The 20745-nt window shown below is 46.6% G+C and carries 20 protein-coding genes; 9 read left to right on the forward strand and 11 right to left on the reverse strand.

The window, feature by feature from the left end; genetic code table 11:
• Positions 1-12: 12 nt before the first annotated feature.
• Both QUB39_RS14425 and QUB39_RS14430 read left to right on the forward strand, forming a co-directional pair.
• Entirely contained in the window at positions 13-672 is a 660-nt protein-coding gene (locus tag QUB39_RS14425) for a MotA/TolQ/ExbB proton channel family protein (protein WP_333058279.1), read from the forward strand.
• Positions 656-1057 carry a biopolymer transporter ExbD gene (locus QUB39_RS14430; RefSeq protein WP_333058280.1) on the forward strand — a complete coding sequence of 134 codons (402 nt, stop codon included), beginning with the start codon at positions 656-658 and terminating at the stop codon, positions 1055-1057. The genes QUB39_RS14425 and QUB39_RS14430 overlap by 17 nt, the downstream gene beginning before the upstream one ends.
• 236 nt (positions 1058-1293) lie before the next feature.
• On the opposite strand, the gene hemL is transcribed toward QUB39_RS14430, so the two are convergent.
• The gene (hemL, locus tag QUB39_RS14435) at positions 1294-2592 is read right to left on the reverse strand and encodes a glutamate-1-semialdehyde 2,1-aminomutase (RefSeq protein WP_333058281.1); all 1299 of its coding nucleotides are present in this window, start codon (positions 2590-2592) and stop codon (positions 1294-1296) included.
• 327 nt (positions 2593-2919) lie between these two features.
• On the opposite strand from hemL, the gene hisIE reads away from it, so the two are divergent.
• Positions 2920-3570, forward strand: a complete 651-nt coding sequence (gene hisIE / locus QUB39_RS14440; RefSeq protein ID WP_333058282.1) for a bifunctional phosphoribosyl-AMP cyclohydrolase/phosphoribosyl-ATP diphosphatase HisIE — start codon at positions 2920-2922, stop codon at positions 3568-3570.
• 226 nt (positions 3571-3796) lie between these two features.
• Here hisIE and QUB39_RS14445 read toward each other — a convergent pair whose 3' ends face one another.
• A complete protein-coding gene (locus tag QUB39_RS14445; RefSeq protein ID WP_333209344.1) occupies positions 3797-5059 on the reverse strand; it encodes an MFS transporter in 1263 nt (420 codons plus the stop codon).
• A gap of 322 nt (positions 5060-5381) precedes the next feature.
• On the opposite strand from QUB39_RS14445, the gene QUB39_RS14450 reads away from it, so the two are divergent.
• Entirely contained in the window at positions 5382-5888 is a 507-nt protein-coding gene (locus QUB39_RS14450; RefSeq protein WP_333058284.1) for a hypothetical protein, read from the forward strand.
• Between the two features lie 434 nt (positions 5889-6322).
• On the opposite strand, the gene QUB39_RS14455 is transcribed toward QUB39_RS14450, so the two are convergent.
• The 4 genes from QUB39_RS14455 to QUB39_RS14470 all read right to left on the reverse strand — a co-directional run bounded on the left by QUB39_RS14455 (position 6323) and on the right by QUB39_RS14470 (position 8677).
• Complete coding sequence (locus QUB39_RS14455; RefSeq protein WP_333058285.1) at positions 6323-6616, reverse strand: TMEM165/GDT1 family protein; 294 nt, start codon at positions 6614-6616, stop codon at positions 6323-6325.
• Between the two features lie 60 nt (positions 6617-6676).
• Entirely contained in the window at positions 6677-7144 is a 468-nt protein-coding gene (locus tag QUB39_RS14460) for a TMEM165/GDT1 family protein (protein WP_333058286.1), read from the reverse strand.
• Positions 7145-7540: 396 nt separating this feature from the next.
• The gene (gene upp / locus QUB39_RS14465; protein ID WP_333058287.1) at positions 7541-8191 is read right to left on the reverse strand and encodes a uracil phosphoribosyltransferase; all 651 of its coding nucleotides are present in this window, start codon (positions 8189-8191) and stop codon (positions 7541-7543) included.
• Between the two features lie 252 nt (positions 8192-8443).
• Positions 8444-8677: a hypothetical protein gene (locus QUB39_RS14470; RefSeq protein ID WP_333209341.1), complete on the reverse strand. Its 234-nt coding sequence runs from the start codon at positions 8675-8677 to the stop codon at positions 8444-8446.
• A 24-nt stretch (positions 8678-8701) separates the two neighbouring features.
• Here QUB39_RS14470 and crtH point away from each other — a divergent pair, with 24 nt between their 5' ends.
• A complete protein-coding gene (gene crtH / locus QUB39_RS14475; RefSeq protein WP_333209339.1) occupies positions 8702-10246 on the forward strand; it encodes a carotenoid isomerase in 1545 nt (514 codons plus the stop codon).
• A gap of 299 nt (positions 10247-10545) precedes the next feature.
• Here the strand turns inward: crtH and QUB39_RS14480 are convergent, their stop codons facing one another.
• Entirely contained in the window at positions 10546-10986 is a 441-nt protein-coding gene (locus QUB39_RS14480) for a pentapeptide repeat-containing protein (protein WP_333058289.1), read from the reverse strand.
• Positions 10987-11516: 530 nt separating this feature from the next.
• On the opposite strand from QUB39_RS14480, the gene QUB39_RS14485 reads away from it, so the two are divergent.
• Entirely contained in the window at positions 11517-14882 is a 3366-nt protein-coding gene (locus tag QUB39_RS14485; RefSeq protein WP_333209336.1) for an EAL domain-containing protein, read from the forward strand.
• A gap of 298 nt (positions 14883-15180) precedes the next feature.
• On the opposite strand, the gene sipA is transcribed toward QUB39_RS14485, so the two are convergent.
• Together sipA and QUB39_RS14495 are read right to left on the reverse strand one after the other, a co-directional pair.
• Entirely contained in the window at positions 15181-15420 is a 240-nt protein-coding gene (sipA, locus tag QUB39_RS14490; RefSeq protein WP_333058291.1) for a regulatory protein SipA, read from the reverse strand.
• 129 nt (positions 15421-15549) lie between these two features.
• Positions 15550-15753 carry a hypothetical protein gene (locus QUB39_RS14495; protein WP_333209334.1) on the reverse strand — a complete coding sequence of 68 codons (204 nt, stop codon included), beginning with the start codon at positions 15751-15753 and terminating at the stop codon, positions 15550-15552.
• A 203-nt stretch (positions 15754-15956) separates the two neighbouring features.
• Here QUB39_RS14495 and rbfA point away from each other — a divergent pair, with 203 nt between their 5' ends.
• The 3 genes from rbfA to QUB39_RS14510 all read left to right on the forward strand — a co-directional run bounded on the left by rbfA (position 15957) and on the right by QUB39_RS14510 (position 18760).
• Positions 15957-16367, forward strand: a complete 411-nt coding sequence (gene rbfA / locus QUB39_RS14500; protein WP_333057776.1) for a 30S ribosome-binding factor RbfA — start codon at positions 15957-15959, stop codon at positions 16365-16367.
• A 137-nt stretch (positions 16368-16504) separates the two neighbouring features.
• Positions 16505-18157: a glycoside hydrolase family 3 N-terminal domain-containing protein gene (locus tag QUB39_RS14505; RefSeq protein WP_333057777.1), complete on the forward strand. Its 1653-nt coding sequence runs from the start codon at positions 16505-16507 to the stop codon at positions 18155-18157.
• 369 nt (positions 18158-18526) lie between these two features.
• Positions 18527-18760, forward strand: a complete 234-nt coding sequence (locus tag QUB39_RS14510; RefSeq protein WP_333057778.1) for a DUF4327 family protein — start codon at positions 18527-18529, stop codon at positions 18758-18760.
• Positions 18761-18823: 63 nt separating this feature from the next.
• Here QUB39_RS14510 and QUB39_RS14515 read toward each other — a convergent pair whose 3' ends face one another.
• On the reverse strand, positions 18824-19228 hold the full coding sequence (locus QUB39_RS14515; RefSeq protein ID WP_333057779.1) for a hypothetical protein: 405 nt from the start codon (positions 19226-19228) through the stop codon (positions 18824-18826).
• Between the two features lie 362 nt (positions 19229-19590).
• Positions 19591-20724: an ABC transporter ATP-binding protein gene (locus QUB39_RS14520; protein ID WP_333057780.1), complete on the reverse strand. Its 1134-nt coding sequence runs from the start codon at positions 20722-20724 to the stop codon at positions 19591-19593.
• Positions 20725-20745: the final 21 nt, after the last annotated feature.

Here is a 20745-nt window from a genome sequence, read left to right on the forward strand (position 1 = left end):
GAGTACAAATCAATGGATGCTTTCATTTACATTTTTCGCGCCGCAGGCATTGTTGCTTGGCCGCTATTTGCCTCCTCAATCGCAGCAGTCGCGCTGATCATAGAGCGTCTTGCCTTTTGGTTTAGGGTAAATCGGCGGCAGCGGCGAGTCGTGCGAGAAGTGCTACAGCTTTACAGTCAAAACCCCGATTCCGCCATCAAAAAGTTACAAGTAAACAGCGATTTGCCCCTAGCCCGGATTTTTTTAGAAGCTTTAGAATTAGACTCCCCCAACATCGAAGAATTTCGTTTGGCCTTAGAGAGTGGTGCTCAGGCAGAAATCCCCATCCTGAAGCGATTCAATACAATATTTGACACCATTATCAGCCTTTCCCCACTATTTGGGTTGCTCGGAACAGTTTTGGGGTTAATTACCACCTTTAGTTCTCTCAAACTGGGGAATGCCACGGGCACCAATGCCGCAGGCGTTACTTCTGGGATTAGCGAAGCCCTCGTTTCTACGGCAATAGGGTTAGTTGTGGCAATCTTTACACTCTTATTTGCCAATATGTTTCGCGGGTTTTACTTACAGCAGATAGCTTTTATTCAGGAAGCTGGAGGCCAGCTAGAGTTAATGTACCGTCACCGCTACGAAAAACTACCAAGAGAATCTAATTATGCGCCTACCCGATGAACCTGAGACTATTGCCCAGATTAACATCGTGCCAATGATTGATGTGGTCTTCGCCATATTAACGTTTTTAATTGTTTCCTCTCTGTCTTTATCCAAATCCGAGGGTCTACCCGTAAATTTACCGAAAGCATCAACCTCTCAAGTTCAGGACTCGCCTGCTAAAATTACCGTCACCATTGATGCTAATGGAAAATTAATGGTTGATAAAAAGTTAGTCAACTTAGACCAGATTGAGAGTACAGTGCGACAGGTAATGGGGTCAAATCAGAACTCCTTAATTGTGTTGAATGCAGATAAAAGCGTCAATCACGGAAATGTTGTGGAAGTTATGGATCGATTACGCCGAATTAAGGGAGCTAAGTTAGGGATTGCTACCGCAAAGTAGAGAGTTCCTATAATTACTAATTTGTAATTCCCTCACACCCTTAAACATGAATTACCCCGTGAAAATTTACTAAAAAAGCCTGTAAGCCTGATTAAAAGGTAGTCCTGAATAGTCTGTATGATTCAGGACTTTATTTGATAAAGCAGTTAAAAATTAAAGTCCTTACTGCCAACAAACAGCAAGGACTTTAATTATTTATTCCTGAGTTTTAAGGATGAAAATCCTTACTACACACGTTAAATACTGGCCATCACTTCACGCGCTGCAGCCAAAGTTCGATCGATATCTTCCTCAGTATGAGCCAAAGAAGTAAATCCCGCCTCAAACTGCGAAGGAGCCAGATAAATTCCGTGCTCCAACATTCCCCGGTGAAAGCGGCTGAACTTTGTCAAATCCGACTTCTTCGCATCCTCATAATTGTGAACCGGGCCAGCCGCAAAAAACAAGCCAAACATCCCGCTAATTTGCCCGCCCCAAGCCGCGTGCCCGGTTTCCTTAGCAATTTTTAGCAATCCGTCAGACAGTTTTTTAGTAATCTTATCCAACTGTTCGTAAGTGCCGGGTTTTTGCAGCAATTCCAAAGTCTTAATCCCAGCAGTCATCGCCAAAGGATTTCCCGAAAGCGTACCCGCTTGATACATCGGGCCAGCAGGAGCCACCATCCCCATAATATCCCGCCTTCCCCCGTAAGCTCCCACCGGCAAACCGCCACCGATAACTTTACCCAAAGTAGTCAAATCCGGGGTGACACCGAATCTTTCCTGAGCTCCACCGTAGGCGATGCGGAAACCAGTCATTACTTCATCAAAAACCAACAAAGCACCGTTATCTTTAGTAATTTCCCGCAAACCTTCGAGAAAACCTGCATCCGGGGTAATAAAACCGGCATTCCCCACCACTGGTTCGAGAATTACGCCTGCTATCTCGCCGGGATTTTCGGCAAATAAAGCTTTGACTGCTTCTAAATCATTGTAGGGAGCGTTGAGGGTATTGGCAGTAGTGGATTTCGGGACGCCCGGAGAGTCGGGAAGGCCCAGAGTTGCGACACCGGAACCGGCTTTTACCAAGAACATATCGGCGTGCCCGTGATAGCAACCTTCAAATTTAATCAGTTTATCGCGTCCGGTGAAAGCTCGCATCAGGCGCAAAACGGCCATACAGGCTTCGGTGCCGGAGTTGACAAATCGCACCATTTCAATGCTGGGAACGGCATCGATGACCATTTCGGCGAGTACGTTTTCCAACAGCGATGGTGCGCCGAAACTCGTACCTTTTTCTAAAGATTCGTGCAAGGCTTTGATGACTTCCGGGTGGGCGTGGCCACAGATGGCGGGGCCCCAAGTGCCTACATAGTCAATGTATTGGTTTTCGTCAACATCCCAAATGTAGGCTCCTTTTACCCTGTCAAAGACGATGGGCTGTCCGCCCACGGATTTGAAGGCGCGGACGGGGGAACTGACGCCACCTGGCATCAACTTCTGGGCTGCAGCGAAAATTTCTTCTGATTTGGTAGTTTTCAAGGTTGTGGAAACCAATGTTTTCTCCTTAGTGAACGTCTGTTGTTGGTAGAATAATTTTATAGCCAGTTCAACATAAAGGTTAGGTCGATTCAAGGAAACTATTCTAGTAGATTTTAGGGTACAAACCAATCAGTAGCAATACTAGCTTGGGTTTTTTAGGCTTTGTCGCACTAGCACCGAGCGCCCTAAAATGTAATTTTTTGTAAAATAGTTCTTGACAATTTAGCCATCCCTTGCTCAATCTTCTCTCTTCCTCTGCGTCCTCTGCGTTCTCTGCGGTTAATAAAAAAACAATCTCCGACAGGAAAGCGTTAATCTATATTACCAAGTTGAAATAAAATTATGTCTACTACTGATTTATCGAGTTTGAGCCGATCGATCCCAATTGAAAAGATTCGTTACGACGATCGCGGTTTAGTGCCTGCGATCGTCCAAGATTATTTGGACGGTACAGTGTTAATGATGGCCTGGATGAATCGGGAGTCCCTGCAAAAAACGCTCTCTACCGGGCAAACTTGGTTTTGGAGTCGATCGCGCGCCCAATTGTGGCCCAAAGGCGCGACTTCGGGACACATTCAAAATGTCAAAGGGCTGCGTTACGACTGCGATAGCGATGCTTTGCTAGTCACTGTCGAACAAGTCGGAGATATTGCTTGTCACACGGGAGAAAGAAGTTGTTTTCACCAAGTTGATGGGGAAATTCAACCGCCGCCAGGGGATATGTTATCTCAATTATTTGCGGTAATTTGCGATCGGCGAGACAATCCTAACGAAAGTTCTTATACTTGCAAATTGTTCGAGGGCGGCGACAACAAGATTCTCAAGAAAATTGGCGAAGAGTCGGCGGAAGTTGTGATGGCTTGCAAAGATGACGATAAAGAGGGGATTGCTGGGGAAGTTGCGGATTTATTTTATCACGCTTTGGTTGCTTTGGCTCACCATCAAGTTGATTTGAGAGAAGTTTACCGCAAATTGGGCGATCGACGAAAATAAATTAGTTATTGGTTATTGGGCATTGGGCATTGGGCATTGGGCATTGGGCATTGGGCATTGGTATAGCCATCCTAAATCATTTGTAAATTTCTTACTCCCTCCCCTTACTAAGGGGAGGGTTGGGGTGGGGTAAAAAATTTACGACTCATGTAGGATTGCTATAGCAGCAACAAATGACTAATGACTAATAACTAATGACTGCTGACTAATGACTAATTACTAATAACTAATGACTGCTATTTTTCAACATTCGATCGAGCTTTTGCAAAATAAAAATAGCCGCGCCCACACTCAAAGCCAAACCCAACCAAAAATTATCCGCCGCCCCTTTACCTCTATCCAAAGCCAAACCGCCCAGGGGCGGCCCGATTAAATAGCCGATCGCCCAACACTGAGAACTAACCGCCAAATACACGCCCCGCAAAGACTCCGGCGCTAAATCCACCACCAAAGCAGAAGCAAAAGGCGTATAAGCAACAGTCGCCATCGACAAAAAGCTCAAGCCTAAAACAGCTAATAATAGATTGCCAGTGGCAGCCATTCCCGTCAAGCCGATCGCGATAAATCCCATTCCCCATAGCAGCGCAGAAATCATCAAAGCTTTCGGATGGGAAAACCGCTTCAAAGCTTTAACAACCGGCAGTTGCAAAGCCACAGTTAAAAACGTGCTAAAAGCAAACAAAACCGTAATTGTACCTGTAGAAAAGCCTTTTCCCGATGTCCCCACCGCGACAAACTTGCTAAAGTACAGCGGCATTGTGGTTTGGATTTGGGAAATATATAATGTGAACAGGGTATTTACTAAAGCATAAACTAGAAGACTTCGATCGCTCAGCGCCACCATCCAGCCATTTTCCCGATTCTTTTTGCCTCTATCCCCTGGATTAGCTGGTTTGTAGGTTTCGGCGATCGCGATCGCAACTACTGCAAACAGCACTAAAAACGAGATACCATCAATAATAAAGAGCGATCGATAATTCCCCGTTATAGAAATTAACAAACCACCCAAAATAATCCCAACTTGCAAACCCAAATTATCAGCCAGCCGCGTCAAAGCAAAAGCCTCCTGTCGCTGTTCGCCCTCGGTTAAATCCGCCACCATCGTCTCGGTTGGAGGCCAATACAAACCCACCCCAAAACCCATCAGTAAATTGCCCGCAATTAAGCCAGCGAAATCATTAGTCCCCGCCAGTACAAAAGAAGCCGCCGCCGAAATAATTGTCGCCAGCAATAAAGTTCGCCGCCTTCCCCAAAATTTGGAATCGCAAAAAGAACCGCCCAAAATTCTGCCGAATATTCCCGAAACTGAACCGCTACCCAAACCAATCCCAACAGCAGTAGCAGATAAACCGACGCGATCGACAAAAAATATCGGCGCGTAAAATAAAGTAAAACCGGTGCCGCTTTGGGAGAGGAATCTGCCGGCGGCAAGAATCCAGACTTGAGGCGGGAGACGGGGCAACCAAGAGGATAATTGAAATTTAGGCATATACACTTAAATTAGGAGTTATTTCTGGACGCAGAAACCCGGTTTTTTTATGAAAAAAATACGTTATGACCTTTAATCAGGTTCAAAAACAGATGTCTTTGGTCGCAGTGCATAAGTCCTGTGAGTAATTATTAATTTATTCCGTACTTTTTCGGAATTAGTATTAATTAACCGAGGTGATGACAAACATAAGTGAGCTTAACAATTCTTCAGCGTCTGTTACACAAAAGTTACCATTAATTTAAAAATACTTAACACGATTTGAGAAAAAAGTTAGTTAAACTCTAGAAAAGGCAGAAGAAAATTTTAGAGGCTCAATTATATGACAGCTATTACAACATCAAGAGTGGAATCAATCAAACCGCGCTGGCAAGCAATTGTCATGGTTGCCCTAATTTTCTGGCTCAGCGTTAGCCTGATTTTGGATCTAGTAATTATGCCCAGTCTCTACGTATCTGGCATGACGACATCACCGGAGTTTGCAACTGCCGGGAATTTAATGTTCTGGGGATTCAACCGCGTTGAGTTAATCTGTGCGGGCGTGGTGGCAACGGGTTTGATGGTTTTGAGCAATTTAGTCGGTGACTTCGGCAAGCGCAGCCGCACAGCAATTTTATTATCATTGGTACTTCTGGCGATCGCCCTGATTGACACCTACGCCCTGACACCCCAAATGAGCGCCTTGGGACTGCAGCTAAATCTGTTCGATTCCGCAGCAGAAGTCCCCGCCGGGATGAATCTACTGCACCAAGGCTATTTTGCATTGGAAGCGCTGAAGTTGGCTGTCGCCGGTACGCTGCTGGGCTGGTGCTACCAAAACCAAGTTTAATCGACACCCTGCTCAGAGGTTGAGTGGAGAAAAAAGACTCAACCCGCAGCGGGGGGCGTGAATTCACGCCCCCCGCTAATTTTTTTTAAATTTTAACGCGATCGTAAACACCGGATTTGATATTCATCGGCGTTAATCTGTGTTTATCTGCCCTTATCTGCGGTTCAAAACAAGAGAATTTCTTGGGCCGCAGATGACAATGTATTGACGCTAATTCACGCAGATGAAGATCGGAGATATATGAATAATCTCCGATGCTAACTGATTTGATACAACTATACGGTCAAGTTTCCTGAACCAGCGCAAAAACGGATACTTGCGAACTCCTCCCGTGGAGAAAGCAAAATTTTAGACTCTTGTTTAAACTCCCAGATTCATCTGTAGAGTAAATCTAAAATCTAAAATCTAAAATCTAAAATCTAAAATCGACTGCCCTACTCCGATGCTTCCGGTAAATCTGCTTTTGGCCACAGCAGGCGCAAACCCATTACCGCAAATCCGATCGCCGCGAGTCCCTTTACCAGTCGTTCCGGCAACACCTCTGCCGTGCTGAAGCCAATGGCCACGCCGATAAAACTGGCCAACAGCAGCGCCGACGCCGTACCAAAAAATACAGCCCGCGGCGAGTTACAACTACTGCCCAGGGCGATCGCAGCTAATTGACTTTTGTCTCCCAATTCTGACAAAAACACTGTAATAAAACTGATTCCCAAAAGTTGCCAGTCCATGTTTTTTTAGTTCTTAGTTAGCTATTGTAGAAATCTACGACTTACCGACAAGGCAGACAATTAACCCAGCACTTCCCACAGCAGAACCGCCGAAATCGCCAGTAAAATCACTCCGGCTGCTCTCTCCAAAGTTCTCGGAGCAATCCGACTAGCCAGCCACCTTCCCAGCAACACCCCCAGCAAACTGGTTGCTATCAAAGCCGAACCCGCACCCGCAAACACGATCCAAGGATTTCGAGATTCAGCCGTCATCAGCAAAATCGCGATCTGAGTTTTGTCTCCAATTTCAGCTAAAAAAATAGTTGCAAAAGTCGAAGCAAAAATTGCCCAGTGCTTGGGCTTCAGTTTCTTTTGTTCCTGACAAATATCGGGATTTACAGTCACTGAGAGTTCAGCGGGCTCCGGGGTTAAAGCAGCACAAATCTCAGTAACCTCTTTTATTTGTAGTTGTACCTGTTGTGGTAAATCATAATTGGGGTTTACTGAGTCAGAAGCAGACAAGCTTGGCGGAACAGAATCAAGTTTCACGGGCAATGAGTGCTAAACGCTATTTATTTTTGACTTGTACTTTTGATTCTAACTCTCTCGGTGCCTGCTTTTACCAAACCAGGGTCAATCGATTTTAGATTTTAGATTTTAGATTTTAGAATTGAAGGATTGAAGGATTGACCCCACGGATAAATACGTTCGGCAAGTTTCATCGGATACAGGTTTTTTATTTCTGGATCCTGAGTTTGCGCGTTGGAATGAATCACGTGGCGGGTATCCTGGATGCTTGATTTTCATCTTTTTCCCCCGATATTTCAGCAACTGGTTCCTGGAACCACTCACCCCCCCCCAAAAAGGCCTACAAGCCCCCAGACTTATCTGTCGAGTCAATCTAAAATCTAAAATCTAAAATCTAAAATTGACTGACTGGCTGGTTCATGTGCCGTAAGTTCGATCGCCCGCATCTCCCAAACCAGGTACAATAAAGCCCTGTTCGTTGACTATTTCGTCGATCGTTGCCGTGTAAATCATCAAACTTGGGTACTCTGCACTCAGCCTCTTCAAAGCCGGAGGAGCAGCCACCACAGAGATAATCCGAATCAAGCTCGGATCAATTCCCCGTGCAGTCAATTCCTGCATAGTCGCTATAATCGTCCCGCCAGTCGCCAGCATCGGCTCGCTAATTATCACCCGCGTTTCCGGGTTAAACTGCGCCGGCAATTTGTTCAAATAACAAGTCGGTTCCAGCGTCTCCTCATTTCTTGCCATGCCGAGGTGGTAAACCGAAGCCAGCGGCACAACCGTCTGAATTCCTTCGAGCAGTGACAAACCCGCCCGCAAAATCGGTACCACAACTAACGGAGCTTCTGGGTTGATAAAAGTCGCCGGACATTCTGCCAAAGGCGTTTGCACCGTTGTTTCCACTGTCGGCAGCCATTCTCGAATCGCCTCGTAAGCCAGCCACCTTCCCAATTCTGTCATCGCAGAACGAAAAAGTACCGATGGGGTGGCGGCGTCGCGGGCAACAGCCAGCCAGTGTTTAATTAACGGATGTGGAGGAACGTAAACGCGCAGTTGCAGGGACATGAGGAAATTGGGGAGATTGCTAGGTTTGAGGGATTTTATGCGGTGCGATCGATCTGCTTCGTTGGCGTAGCCCCCGTAGGGGCGGGCTTCCCCAACGGGCGATCGATCGCTCTGTGCAACTTATCACATCCTTGAGGGTGCATACAAGCCAGAGATTGAGTTAGAACCCATTCGCCGATCGACCTCCATCCGCTTATTGAAATATTTTTCTAATAGTATTGACATTAATTAGCAACAAGGCTATATTGATTTTTAGTGTTCTCCTCTCAAAGGATCGGCAGACGGGGGCAGTCGGCAATGGTAGACTGTTCCCGCATTTTTTTTTAAAAGCTGGGGCATCGGCCAAACAGGGCATCGGCCAAACAGGGCATCGGCCAAACAGGGCATCGGGCATTGCCGAACTTCGGTCTTCTTGACATCCGCTACATCCGCTACATAATCCGTTGCCGAACTTCTTGCTTCTGGAGCGATCGACTGTAAAATCATAGAAATATTAAGATTTTTAACCGAATGTCAGCTCCTACCCAATCCCAGTTATTTTCTCCCAACTCCCGCCCAACAGAGCAAGAGTTTGATGTAATTGTCATCGGTTCCGGCATTGGCGGACTCGTGACAGCCACCCAGCTAGCAGCTAAGAAAGCCAAAGTTTTAGTGCTCGAAAGCTATACAATTCCGGGGGGTAGCGCTGGATATTTCGATCGAGAAGGCTACAGATTCGATGTCGGCGCCTCCATGATTTTTGGTTTCGGACAGCGCGGCACCACCAACCTCCTCACCCGCGCCCTGAAAGCAGTCAACGTCACCTTAGAAACCATTCCCGACCCCGTACAGCTTCACTATCACTTACCCAGCGGCTTGGAACTTGAAGTTCCCCAGGCTTATGATAAATACTTGCAAGAATTAACAGACAGGTTCCCTCACGAACGCGAAGGAATCCACAAATTTTACGGCGAATGCTGGAGCGTCTTCAACTGCCTCAACGGCATGGAATTGCTATCCCTAGAAGAACCCGGATATCTCGTTCGAGTCTTTTTTCAGAATCCTTTAGCCTGTTTGGGATTAGTAAAATATCTGCCTCAAAATACTGGCGACATTGCGCGGCGCTACATAAAAGACCCTACTTTGCTGAAATTTATCGACATGGAATGCTACTACTGGTCTGTAGTACCCGCAGACTTGACGCCAATGATTAATGCCGGAATGGTATTTTCCGACAGGCATTACGGTGGCATCAATTATCCCAAAGGCGGAGTCGGTCAAATTGCCCAAAAATTAGTCGAAGGATTAGAAAAATGTGGCGGGAAAATTCAATACAAAGCTAAAGCGAAAAAAATTATCACAGAAAACGGTCGCGCTGTCGGAGTCGAGCTCGCAACCGGCGAAGTTTACCGCGCCAAGCGCATAGTTTCTAACGCCACGCGCTGGGATACTTTTGAGAAATTGCTTCCCGCAGAAGAGATGCCAGCTAGCGAGAAGAAATGGCAGCAACGCTATCAAAAAGCCCCCAGTTTCTTGAGTTTGCATTTGGGAGTGGAAGCAAGCGTAATCCCTGCGGGTAGTGCCTGCCACCACATTTTGTTAGAAGATTGGAACCAAATGGAAGCGCCGGAGGGAACTGTTTTGGTGTCAATTCCGACCGTGCTCGACCCGGATTTAGCTCCCGCAGGATATCACATCGTTCACGCTTTTACTTCGAGCTGGATGGAAGAGTGGGAAGGACTTTCGCAGCAGGAATATGAGGATAAAAAAGAAGAGGCCGCAGGGAGAATTATTGAAAGATTAGAAAAGATTTTTCCCGGTTTAGATGCCGGTTTGGATTATATGGAAGTGGGGACAGCGCGTTCTCACCGTCGCTTTTTGGGGCGCGAAGACGGAACTTACGGCCCGATTCCGCGACAGAAGCTAATGGGTTTGCTGGGAATGCCGTTTAATCGAACTTCTATGCCTGGTTTGTATTGTGTGGGCGACAGTACGTTTCCCGGACAGGGTTTAAATGCGGTGGCGTTTTCTGGGTTTGCTTGCGCGCACCGAATAGCGGTTGATTTGGGTTTTTAGTGGTAGTGGTAGGGTGCGTCAATCGATTGCGCGATTTTAGATTTTAGATTTTAGATTGACTTGCGCGAGATAAATGCGGGGGGCAATAAGTGATTTTCGATTTTAGATTTTGGATTGATTCCACGGATAAATCACGTGGCGGGTACCACATGAAGAAATTCGTGGTCAGATTGTTAGCTTGAAATACGATAGAAAATGTGAGGCTTCGGGGCAGTCTACAAAAAGACTAAAAACCCGGTTTCTGGGGAGAAACCGGGTTTTTAACCTCAAAATTGGTGTTTTCCATTCTTTTAACGAGTTTACTGGTCGTAGCTGCCGCCGACGCCGATTTGGGTATTGTAGATTTTTGCATCAATGATGGTCATATCTTCCATTGATGCGCCGGATACGTCAGCGGTGTTAATGATAGCCGCGGTCAGATTTGCCCGATCGAGGTCTGCGTCATTTAAACTAGCATTAGTCAGGAAAACTTTAGTTAAGTTAGCACCCGTCAAGTCAGCACCCGTCAAGTCAGCACCTTCGAGGTTTGCCTGAGATAGGTTTGCTCCTCGTAAATTTGCTTCTCTCAAATCAGCACCAATTAAATGAGCTCCCGTTAAATCGGCTCCCGACAAGTCGCACTTAAAACATTGCCCGGTGGACAATAACTGTTCGACGTGAACGGGATTTTCAGCGCGAGCCGGGCCTGCCAACACTAGGGGAGCAATTAAAAAAGTAGCGGCGAATAGATTGCGTTTCATAATCTCTTTTCCTCACAGACTCTGTATTCAACTTCTTGTCTTGATATCTACAATCGTACCATGGTTGTTTTCGCAACTTGCGATCTAATTCACACATTGGCTGTGATATCGATTGCCCTCAACAACGCATACATGGTCTCGACCAGCTTGCCAAACTTAATTTTGCAAAACTTAACACTGCCGAACTTAATACAGTGCCTTTTTGTAGTAACCTTTTCTAGGTTAGCTAATACAGCCAACAGATGCGTCTTTCTGAAGAGGGAGATGATTCGCAATGCTATGGATGATTTTAGCCGATAATCTTATCGCAAAAAGTTCACAACAAATACATTATTTTTAATAAATGTGTCACGGGATAGAAAATTTAACTTAAAATAAAGATAAGCTTCTAACTTTATAGGTAGAAGAAAAGCAGTCACTGGCCCGATCCCCAGCCCAAGCTCTGCTGCATTTTTAACAATAAATTTTAATTAGGTCTCACCAGCGCCGTAAAAATCCACCTAGTGCTTGGAAATCAGCACTTTTTTGGAATGTCGCAGATTCCACGCGATCGCAAAACTCAATTAAATATGCTCAAAAACGATTCATCCAAGTATCTGCCCACCTTAGCTCAAGTAATAGACCGCTACCCCTTGACAGTGGCGCCCGATACCCCACTAGCAGAAGTAATTACCCTGATGGGCCAACGGCGCCCAAGTTGCTCTCTAAACGCAGTCATTCCACCAACCGATATCTATCAGCCACTAACAGAAATCGTAAATCCGCCCACATCAAGTGCATTCAGAGACGCCACAGGTATCTGCGTCTTTGTCGTGGAAAAATCACTCTTAAAATTATCCTCGCCTTGTGCTCCACATTCTCAATTGCAAGGAATCTTCACAGAAAGGGATCTTGTCGATTTGATTGCCTCGGGCAAAAACTTAAAAGGTGTCACCATCGCACAAGTGATGAGGCAGCCGACAGCAACTCTGACAAAATCCGAGAGTCAAGACATTTTCAGCGCCCTAATTCTGCTGGGGCAACGAAGAATTAAGCATCTGCCAATATTGGATAGTGAAGGTCAACTCTTAGGAGTAATTACGCCGGAAAGCATCCGCCAAGCCATGCTCAAACCGGCAAATATCTTAAAAATGCGCTGCGTGAAAGAAGTAATGACCGCACAAGTCATTCAAGCACCTCGCTCCGCGTCAGTTAGGAGTTTAGCTGAGTTGATGGCGCAGCACCGCGTTAGCTGCGTAGTAATTACTGAATCAACAGAATTATCGAGGGATTCACCGTTCCCTATTCCAGTAGGTATAGTCACAGAACGGGATATTGTGGAATTTCAAGCTTTAGATATAGATTTGTCGCAAACGATCGCCCAAACAGTGATGAGTACCCCCTTATTTAGCCTCAAGCAAGAAGACTCGCTGTGGGTAGCTCATCAGGAAATGCACCAGCGTTTAGTCCGCAGGTTGGTAGTAACGGGAGAATGCGGAGAACTCCTGGGAATAGTTACTCAAACCAACATACTGCGCGTACTTGACCCCATGGAAATGTCCGGGGCGATCGATGTTCTGCACGATTCAGTGGCAGAAAGAACTAGGGAATTGGAAAAAGCGATCGCATCCCTCAGCTTGACTAACGCCAGACTAGAAAGCGAAATTGCTATCCGCGTTAGGGCCGAGGCCAGACTCCACCTTTTAGAATCTGCTGTAGTGAACGCTAACGACGCAATCGTGATTATGGATGCCGGAGACAGCGATATCTCCGACCCCACCATCATCTATGCCAACGAAGCTTTTACCCAAATGACGGGCTACCTACCCCAAGAAATCATCGGACAAACCCCCAGTTGCTTGCGCGGCCCAGAAAGCGACCCCACCCAAGTCGCTAAAATTCGCCTGGGTTTCTCTCGCCGAGAACCCCTACGCCTAGAATTGATTAACTACCGCAAAGACGGTTCAACTTATTGGGTGGAACTCAACAGCGTACCCATTGCCGATACCTCCGGGAACGTTACCAACTGGGTGTCCGTGCAGCGAGATATTACCGATCGCAAGCGCATGGAACAAGCATTTTTTGAAGAAAAAGAACTCGCTCAGGTAACACTACAATCGATCGGCGATGCCGTCATCACTACTGACGCCGACGGCTGTATTTCCACCCTGAATCCAGTTGCCGAAACACTCACGGGTTGGTCTACCTCGGCAGCTAAAGGTTTGCCCCTCGCCAGCGTGCTGAGAATAGTTGACGAAACTACCAGGCTGCCGATCGAAAATATCGCCGAAATCGCTTTGTGCGAAGGTCGGATTGTTGACCAAGGGCGCAACAATTTGCTGATTGCCCACAACAACACCGAATTTGCGATCGACCACTGCGTCGCCCCCATCCACGCTAGCAGCGGCGAAATTGTCGGGGCCGTTGTTGTGTTCCGAGATGTCACCCAAGTGCGAACTCAAGCGCGGCAACTCACCTGGCAGGCAACTCATGACCCCCTGACGCAATTAGTCAACCGCCGGGAATTTGAGTACCAGCTAGAGCACGCCCTACACGGCGCTCAAGGTTACGGCCAAGAACACGTGATGCTTTACCTGGATCTCGATCGCTTCAAAATAGTTAACGACACCTGCGGTCATGCTGCTGGGGACGAACTGCTGCGCCAAGTCAGCCAGCTATTTAAAAGCAATATCCACAAAACCGATATTTTGGCGCGTCTCGGCGGCGATGAATTTGCCGTACTCCTGTACAATCGTCCCGTCGAACGAGGATTGAATGTTGCGGAAACGCTGCTGCGAAGCATTCAGGGCTTCCGCTTTGCGTGGCAGGACAAAACTTTTTCGATCGGCGTCAGTATCGGTTTGGTAGCAATCAATCCCAAAACAGCCTCGACATCTGCGATTTTGAGCGCCGCCGATATGGCCTGCTACGCTGCTAAAAATAAAGGTCGCAACCGGGTACAGGTTTATCAAGCCGGCGATCGAGAATTAATCAAACAGCACGGCGAAACCGAGTGGGTGGTGCAAATTCATCAAGCTTTAGAAGAGAATCGCTTTTGCTTGTACTCTCAGCCGATCGTACCTTTGCTCAACTCTCCCACCACCGGAACCCACTGCGAAATCCTCCTGCGCCTCCAGTTGGAAACTGGTGAGTTGGTGTCGCCGATGGCGTTTATTCCGGCGGCAGAACGCTACAACTTGATGCACGCGATCGACCGCTGGGTAATTCGCACTTTATTTAGCAATTTATCTAAAATTTTCACGGCAAATTTATTAGTCCAAAACCCCGATGTAGACAGCGATAAAATAGTTACCTTCCCTGCTAGCTCTGTTTTGTCGGATCTGCAATCGTCCTTTGGAAAATATCCCAACCTTTATTCAATCAACCTTTCTGGGGACAGCCTCAACGAAGAAAAGTTTATCGAGTTTATTCAGGAACAGTTTTCCATCCATCAAATACCGCCGCAAATAATTTGTTTTGAAATTACCGAAACCGTGGCGATCGGCAATCTCAGCAAGGCAGCCAGCTTGATTTTGCAGCTCAAGGAACTAGGCTGCCAGTTTGCCTTGGACGACTTCGGCAGCGGGATGTCTTCGTTTGCTTACCTGAAAAGTTTGCCGGTTGATTATCTCAAAATAGACGGCAATTTTATTAAGCATATTGTCGATAATCCTATTGATGTCGCAATGGTGGAAGCTATTACCAAAATCGCTCACGTCATGGGAATTAAAACTATTGCCGAATATGTTGAAAATCAAACAATTATGGATAAACTCAATGAACTTGGGGTAGATTACGCTCAAGGTTATCATTTGGGCAAGCCTCAACCTTGTAACTTCACCTCTCCGATTTTAGAGGAAGTTTTGGGGGAGTTTCCTGTTAATTCTTTGGCTTTTGAGGCTAAGCTGGCTTGTTGAAGAAGGAACTTCGGCAACGAGCAAGCAATGAGATTTAACGGATTTAAGGGAGGGATGTTGAGGGAACAAGGAAAAGGGCTCGGAATGATTTAACCGCAGAGACCGCAGAGGGCGCAGAGGAAGAGAAGAGAGAGATGAATAATTCTGATACTAACGGATTTTATAGCAATCCTTGCAGGACTCGTGATTTGTTTACCCCATCCCAACCCTCCCCGAACCCCCTGGGAGTCCGTAAGAAATTCACAAATGATGCGAGGATTGCTCTATCAGATTAATTTTCCCCATTCCCCCTTCTCCATTACCCATTACCTTCTACAATTGTTTCTGCCGCTTCAATGTACTGACTGTCTAACAGAAAAGCACCTTTTTCAAAGCGAATGCCCCAATAATTGCCGGGACGCCGATCGATCACAACGCCTTCAGCGCCGATCGCAATTAAATTCGCTGGCCGCAGCATCGGCATCGGTTCGGCTGTTTTGACGTAAGGTGGCATCGCCACAACTCGGACTTTTTGACCGATTGTAAATTCTTTTTCCATGAGTTTTATTCCCTAAAAAAACGCGGCGATAAAGTAATTTTAACAAAAAATGTTTCTGTTTGATTGATTGATTAGGGATGATAATAGAATGGATAATTATGAAGTGTAATCAAGGGAATTACGGCGAAATTATTGATATTTTAGGGTTCCATCTTCGTTATATTCAAGTTCATAATATTTTCCGCCTAACCCTAAGTCATGAATACATCGTTGGTAGTTTTTGGCTCCCATATCGAAAGGGTTAGTCCTGTTCAATCTTGCCCATTCAGCTATCTTTAGCTGGTTAGTTACCCCTGAAGCATCGGCTACGGTTTTGACAATCCAATCAAACATTTTTTTTCCTCTAAGCTGTCTCTCACTCTACCTCTCTATATTAGCTGCTATATATTCACCTATAGGCAATCAAACATTTTTTTTCCTCTAAGCTGTATCTCACCCCTAACTTGGACGATCGCCCGTAAAACCCCTGACCGATCGCGCTACAATTGTCAATCGGGATAAAAACGGCTGATTAGGAAAGTAGAGGAGTAGGTGCTATGGCTACAAGTCGTCGCATTGAGCGTGTAGCTTCAATGGTTAAACGGGAAGTCAGCCTGATGTTGCTGAATGGAATCAAGGACGATCGGGTAGGTGCCGGTATGGTTAGCGTTACCGATGTAATTGTTTCGGGAGACCTTCAGCATACAAAAATTTTTGTCAGCATCTACGGTACTGATGAGGCGAAGGCTGAAACTATGGAAGGTTTGAAATCTGCTACTAGCTACGTCCGCAACCAGTTGGGCCAACGATTGCAACTGCGCCGGACGCCGGAAGTGATTTTTCTGGAAGACCGTTCTTTGGAACGGGGCGATAAAATGTTGATACTGCTGAATCAGCTTTCTGCCGATCGCAAACCGGATACTTTAGATCCCGATGAAGAATTCGCTGAGGATGAAAGTCCCGATTGAAGCGAGAAGGAAGAAGGAAGAGGGGAAGAGAAGGAGATAGGGAAAATTCTCAATTCCCTGTTTTGCCGATTCCCGATTCCCAATTCCCGATTCCCAAATCTAAAATCTAAAATCTAAAATCTAAAATCTAAAATCGAATGATTGACAATCTTTCCTTGCCCGAACTGGTCGCCCAGATGTTCGTGGTGCGCGCTTCTGGCTGCTTGTTCGACCACCAAATTCGCTATCGGGAATGGGAACCAACTGCCAGCAAACTCCGCTATTATCTGGAAAATTTGGGCGTCGGTGGGGTGATTTTGGTCGGGGGAAGTGCTGCGGAGTTGGCAGTTCGATCGCACCAATTGCAGTCTTGGGCTAAGTTTCCGCTGTTGCTGGCGGCTGATATTGAAGAAGGTGTCGGCCAGCGGTTCGCGGGGGCGACTTGGTTCGGGCCGCCGATGGCGATTGCTGAAGTGGCCCGGCAGGATGCAGGTAAAGCCGATCGATATGCTGAACAAATGGGCGCTGTCACTGCGATCGAAGCTAGGGCGATCGGTCTCAATTGGATTCTCGCACCAGTGGTTGATGTTAACAACAATCCCGACAATCCTGTGATTAACGTCCGCGCTTTTGGCGAGACACCGGAAATTGTCGGGAAATTAGCCGCTGCTTTTATTCGCGGCGCAGGCCCGCACCCGGTTTTGACTACAGCTAAGCATTTTCCCGGCCACGGGGACACCGCGGTTGATTCTCACTTGGAATTGCCGGTTTTGCCGCATTCGCCAGCGAGATTGACTGAGGTTGAGTTGCCTTCTTTTGTTGAGGCGATGGCTGCTGGGGTCGATGCTGTGATGAGTGCTCACTTGCTGATTCCGGCTTGGGATGCCGAGTTTCCTGCTACTCTTTCTCGCAAAATTTTGATCGGGAAGCTGCGAGAAGAGTTGGGATTTGAAGGTTTGATTGTGACGGATGCTTTGGTGATGGGTGCGATCGCCAATAAGTACGGCGCTAATGAAGCTGCTGTTTTGGCTGCTGAGGCTGGTGCTGATGTTTTGCTGATGCCGCTTGACCCGGAAGGGGCGATTCTGGCTGTCTGCGAAGCTGTCACTCAAGGGCGGATTCCCATATCACAAATCCAGGAATCTGTCAAGCGAATTTGGAAAGCGAAAATAAAGGTGGGTTTGCCGATTTCTGACCCCCCCCAACCCCCCCTTGCTAAGGGGGGGAGCAAGAATCTACAATCGATCGACTCGATCGAGTCGATCGACTTAAGTTGGCTGGCAACTCCTGATGCCAGGGCAACTGCTGCCGATATTTTGCGAGATTCTTTGAAATTTGGCGGCAATCTACCTTTGCAGGTTGCAAAACCCGCAGAAAACCAGCTTTTGCGGAATTTGATTGTTGTAGATGATGTTTTGGGGTGCGAGTTTTTGGGCAACCACACTCCGGCGATCGCCCTTCCCGAACAGTTTGGTTACGAATTGCAACTGATTGACGATCGCACAGGGGCGATCGCTGAAAATACAGGTGCAGAGCATTTTTCTCCGACACTGCTGCAAATTTTCATTCGCGGCAATTGCTTCCGAGGCAGTGCTGGTTTGACCCAAGCAGCTCAAGATTGGTTTAAGAAATTATTAAAAACGGGAGAACTGCAAGCTGTGTTAATTTACGGCAGTCCCTACGTTTTAGAGCAATTTTTGCCACACTTGCCTCCGAGTCTTCCTTATGTATTTTGTTTTGGCCAGATGCCCACAGCGCAATCTCTCGTTCTAGAAGTGCTATTCGGCATTGACGCCACTGGTAATGATTGAGTTGCTTGCGGGAATTCTGAATCTTTCCTTTGCTGCTTGCTGCGTGAGGAGTTAAATTTATCAACCCGGTTTCTCGCGAGAAATTCTGCCTTTGGTGGCGAAGTATCCAGAAACCGGGAATTGGAGGCGGGTTCCTAAGTTCTCAATAGAGCTTTCCAGCAGATCCGCTTGCTACTGAGGAAAATGTGCTGCGTCTGAAAATCCCAAGACTGATCCCATCACTTACCGATCGTTCCTATAATTTTTTTAAATGGACGGCAGTGAATTGTATAGCTGTATACGGACAAAATTTAACTTCCATATTCCTAAGTTTGGACTATATTATTACCAGGGCCATAAAATTTTTTAGTAAAACATTGAGGGCGCATTATGATTCACTCCACTATTCCCCAAATCCAATACTCTTTAGATGTGATCCAAGATGAAGCGCGTCACCTTGTCCACGAGGGCGTGCTGAGCCGCCAACAGCCGATCTACACGCTTTGCCAATTCATTCCGCCTCGGGAATGGGCTTGTGTAGAGTGCGAATTAGAAAAATGCGACTTCTTGCTGCGCGATCGCATCGCCGACCTGATCGGTTCTGAAAAATGGGACAATGACTAAAGTTTGGTTCTGTTAAATTAAGTTGGCAAGTAAACTCCGGCTGTGTTAAAGACTCTTGATTCTTTAATACTGGGAATTTTCGGCGCGCAAATTTTCCAACTCGGCCCTTAGCGCTGCCATGTGTGCAGTTAATTCTTGAATCTCTAGCTTTACGTTAGACTGTACAACCGACTCGGGAGGAGCATCATTCGCTGCATCTGATTGCTTGGGCGAGACAGATTCACTGTCTGCATTCTCCCGATCGCCCGGTTGAGAGAAAATAGTATCTACAAAATTCCGGGCTTCTCGCTCAGTCATTTCTCCTTTTTCCAGCAGATCATCGGCTAGCTGACCAAAATCTGACTTCAGTTTGTCCAGATTTTCTTCTCGCTTCAAGGGATCTTGCAATGTCTCAATTAAAAAGGAAGTTGCACCTAAAGTTAGGTGAAATCCTGTTTGCAGCATTTGAGGCAGGTTGTCGGGATTCATCTAAAAATGCCGCTAGAACGTTTTTCTGAGTTTTTGGTTCGCTAGTTGCTCCCAAGTCGGGGCGCAAAGCCGCTTTTTAGCGCGAAGATGCTGGCGTTGTGGGTCGCGATCGCCCCGATTCAGGAAATATCAACTTTTGGGGGGAGGTTTTACCGTTGTGCCAATACTAATCGTATCATTACTGCGTAAATTAATAAATGTCAAGTGTAAATTTTTGTAACTACGAATCGAGACTTTCCCACTGGAAGGCTCAGTCTATTTTAGATTTTAGATTTTAGATTTTAGATTGAAGAGGACTTAGGCACGGCGACTAAAAAAACCCCGGTGGCTGATTACCCGTGCGTAAGTCATGTTCAAGCCCGTTAAGGATACAGCGCTTCACCGGTGGAAGGGTCAAATATAAATAGTCGATCGAAGTCAAGCTGTACCTTTAGCCGATCGCCCGATCGCAAGCGAACACTTGCAGGTATTTGTAACTGTACAGTAGTTTCAGCACTCAACAACGGCAAACTCGCCCGAATTAAAGTTTCTCGCCCCAGAGGTTCAACTACTTTTACCTCTACATCAAGGGGGACTTTTTCTAAGGCCCAAACATCGCTTTTCAAATCATCTTCTTCTACTGTTTGTGGCCTAAAGATTTCTATATTTTCTGGACGGATGCCCAAATCAAATCCTTGTCCTTCTCTCGCCTGCAATTTTTTCTGAATCGAGGGCGGACAGGCTAAAGATTGATCTCCTACTTGAAAGGAGTCGTTAGTATAAATTGCCGGCAAAATGTTCATGGCGGGATTGCCTAAAAATGTCGCAACCATGCGGTTAGCTGGTTTGGCGTAAATGCTTTGCGGGTCTCCAATTTGTTGAATTTTTCCCCCATTTAAGACTACAATCTTATCAGCTAAAGTCATCGCTTCCACTTGGTCGTGGGTGACGTAAATTGTGGTAATTCCCAGCCGTTGATGCAGTTGTTTGAGTTCTGCTCTAGTGTCGTCTCGCAGTTGAGCGTCGAGGTTAGAAAGCGGTTCATCTAAAAGAAATACTTTCGGTTCGCGGGCGATCGCCCTTCCCAGTGCTACCCGCTGCTGCTGTCCGCCTGATAGCTGTTTGGGCTTACGCTTGAGGAGGTGGTCGATCGAGAGCGATCGGGCTACTGTTTCGACTCGTTCTTGAATTTTAGTCGGGTCAACATTCCGCATCCGCAATCCAAATGCCAGGTTTTCTGCGACAGTCATGTGCGGATAAAGCGCGTAATTTTGAAACACCATTGCAACGTCCCGCTGTCTGGCCGGAATGTTGTTAACTAAATTATCTCCGATGTAAAGATTACCGGAAGTGGCGGTTTCTAAACCTGCAATTGTCCGCATAATTGTGGATTTTCCGCAGCCGGAGGGCCCGACTAATACCCAAAATTCCCCGTCCGGGATTTTGAAGCTGATGTTTTCGATCGCGGTGACGTTTTGGTAGCGTCGGGTAATATTTTCTAAGCGAACATTTGCCATTTTGTGACTGTAATTGGTAAT

It is taken from the genome of Microcoleus sp. AT8-B5 (assembly GCF_036705565.1).
GTDB lineage: Bacteria > Cyanobacteriota > Cyanobacteriia > Cyanobacteriales > Microcoleaceae > Microcoleus.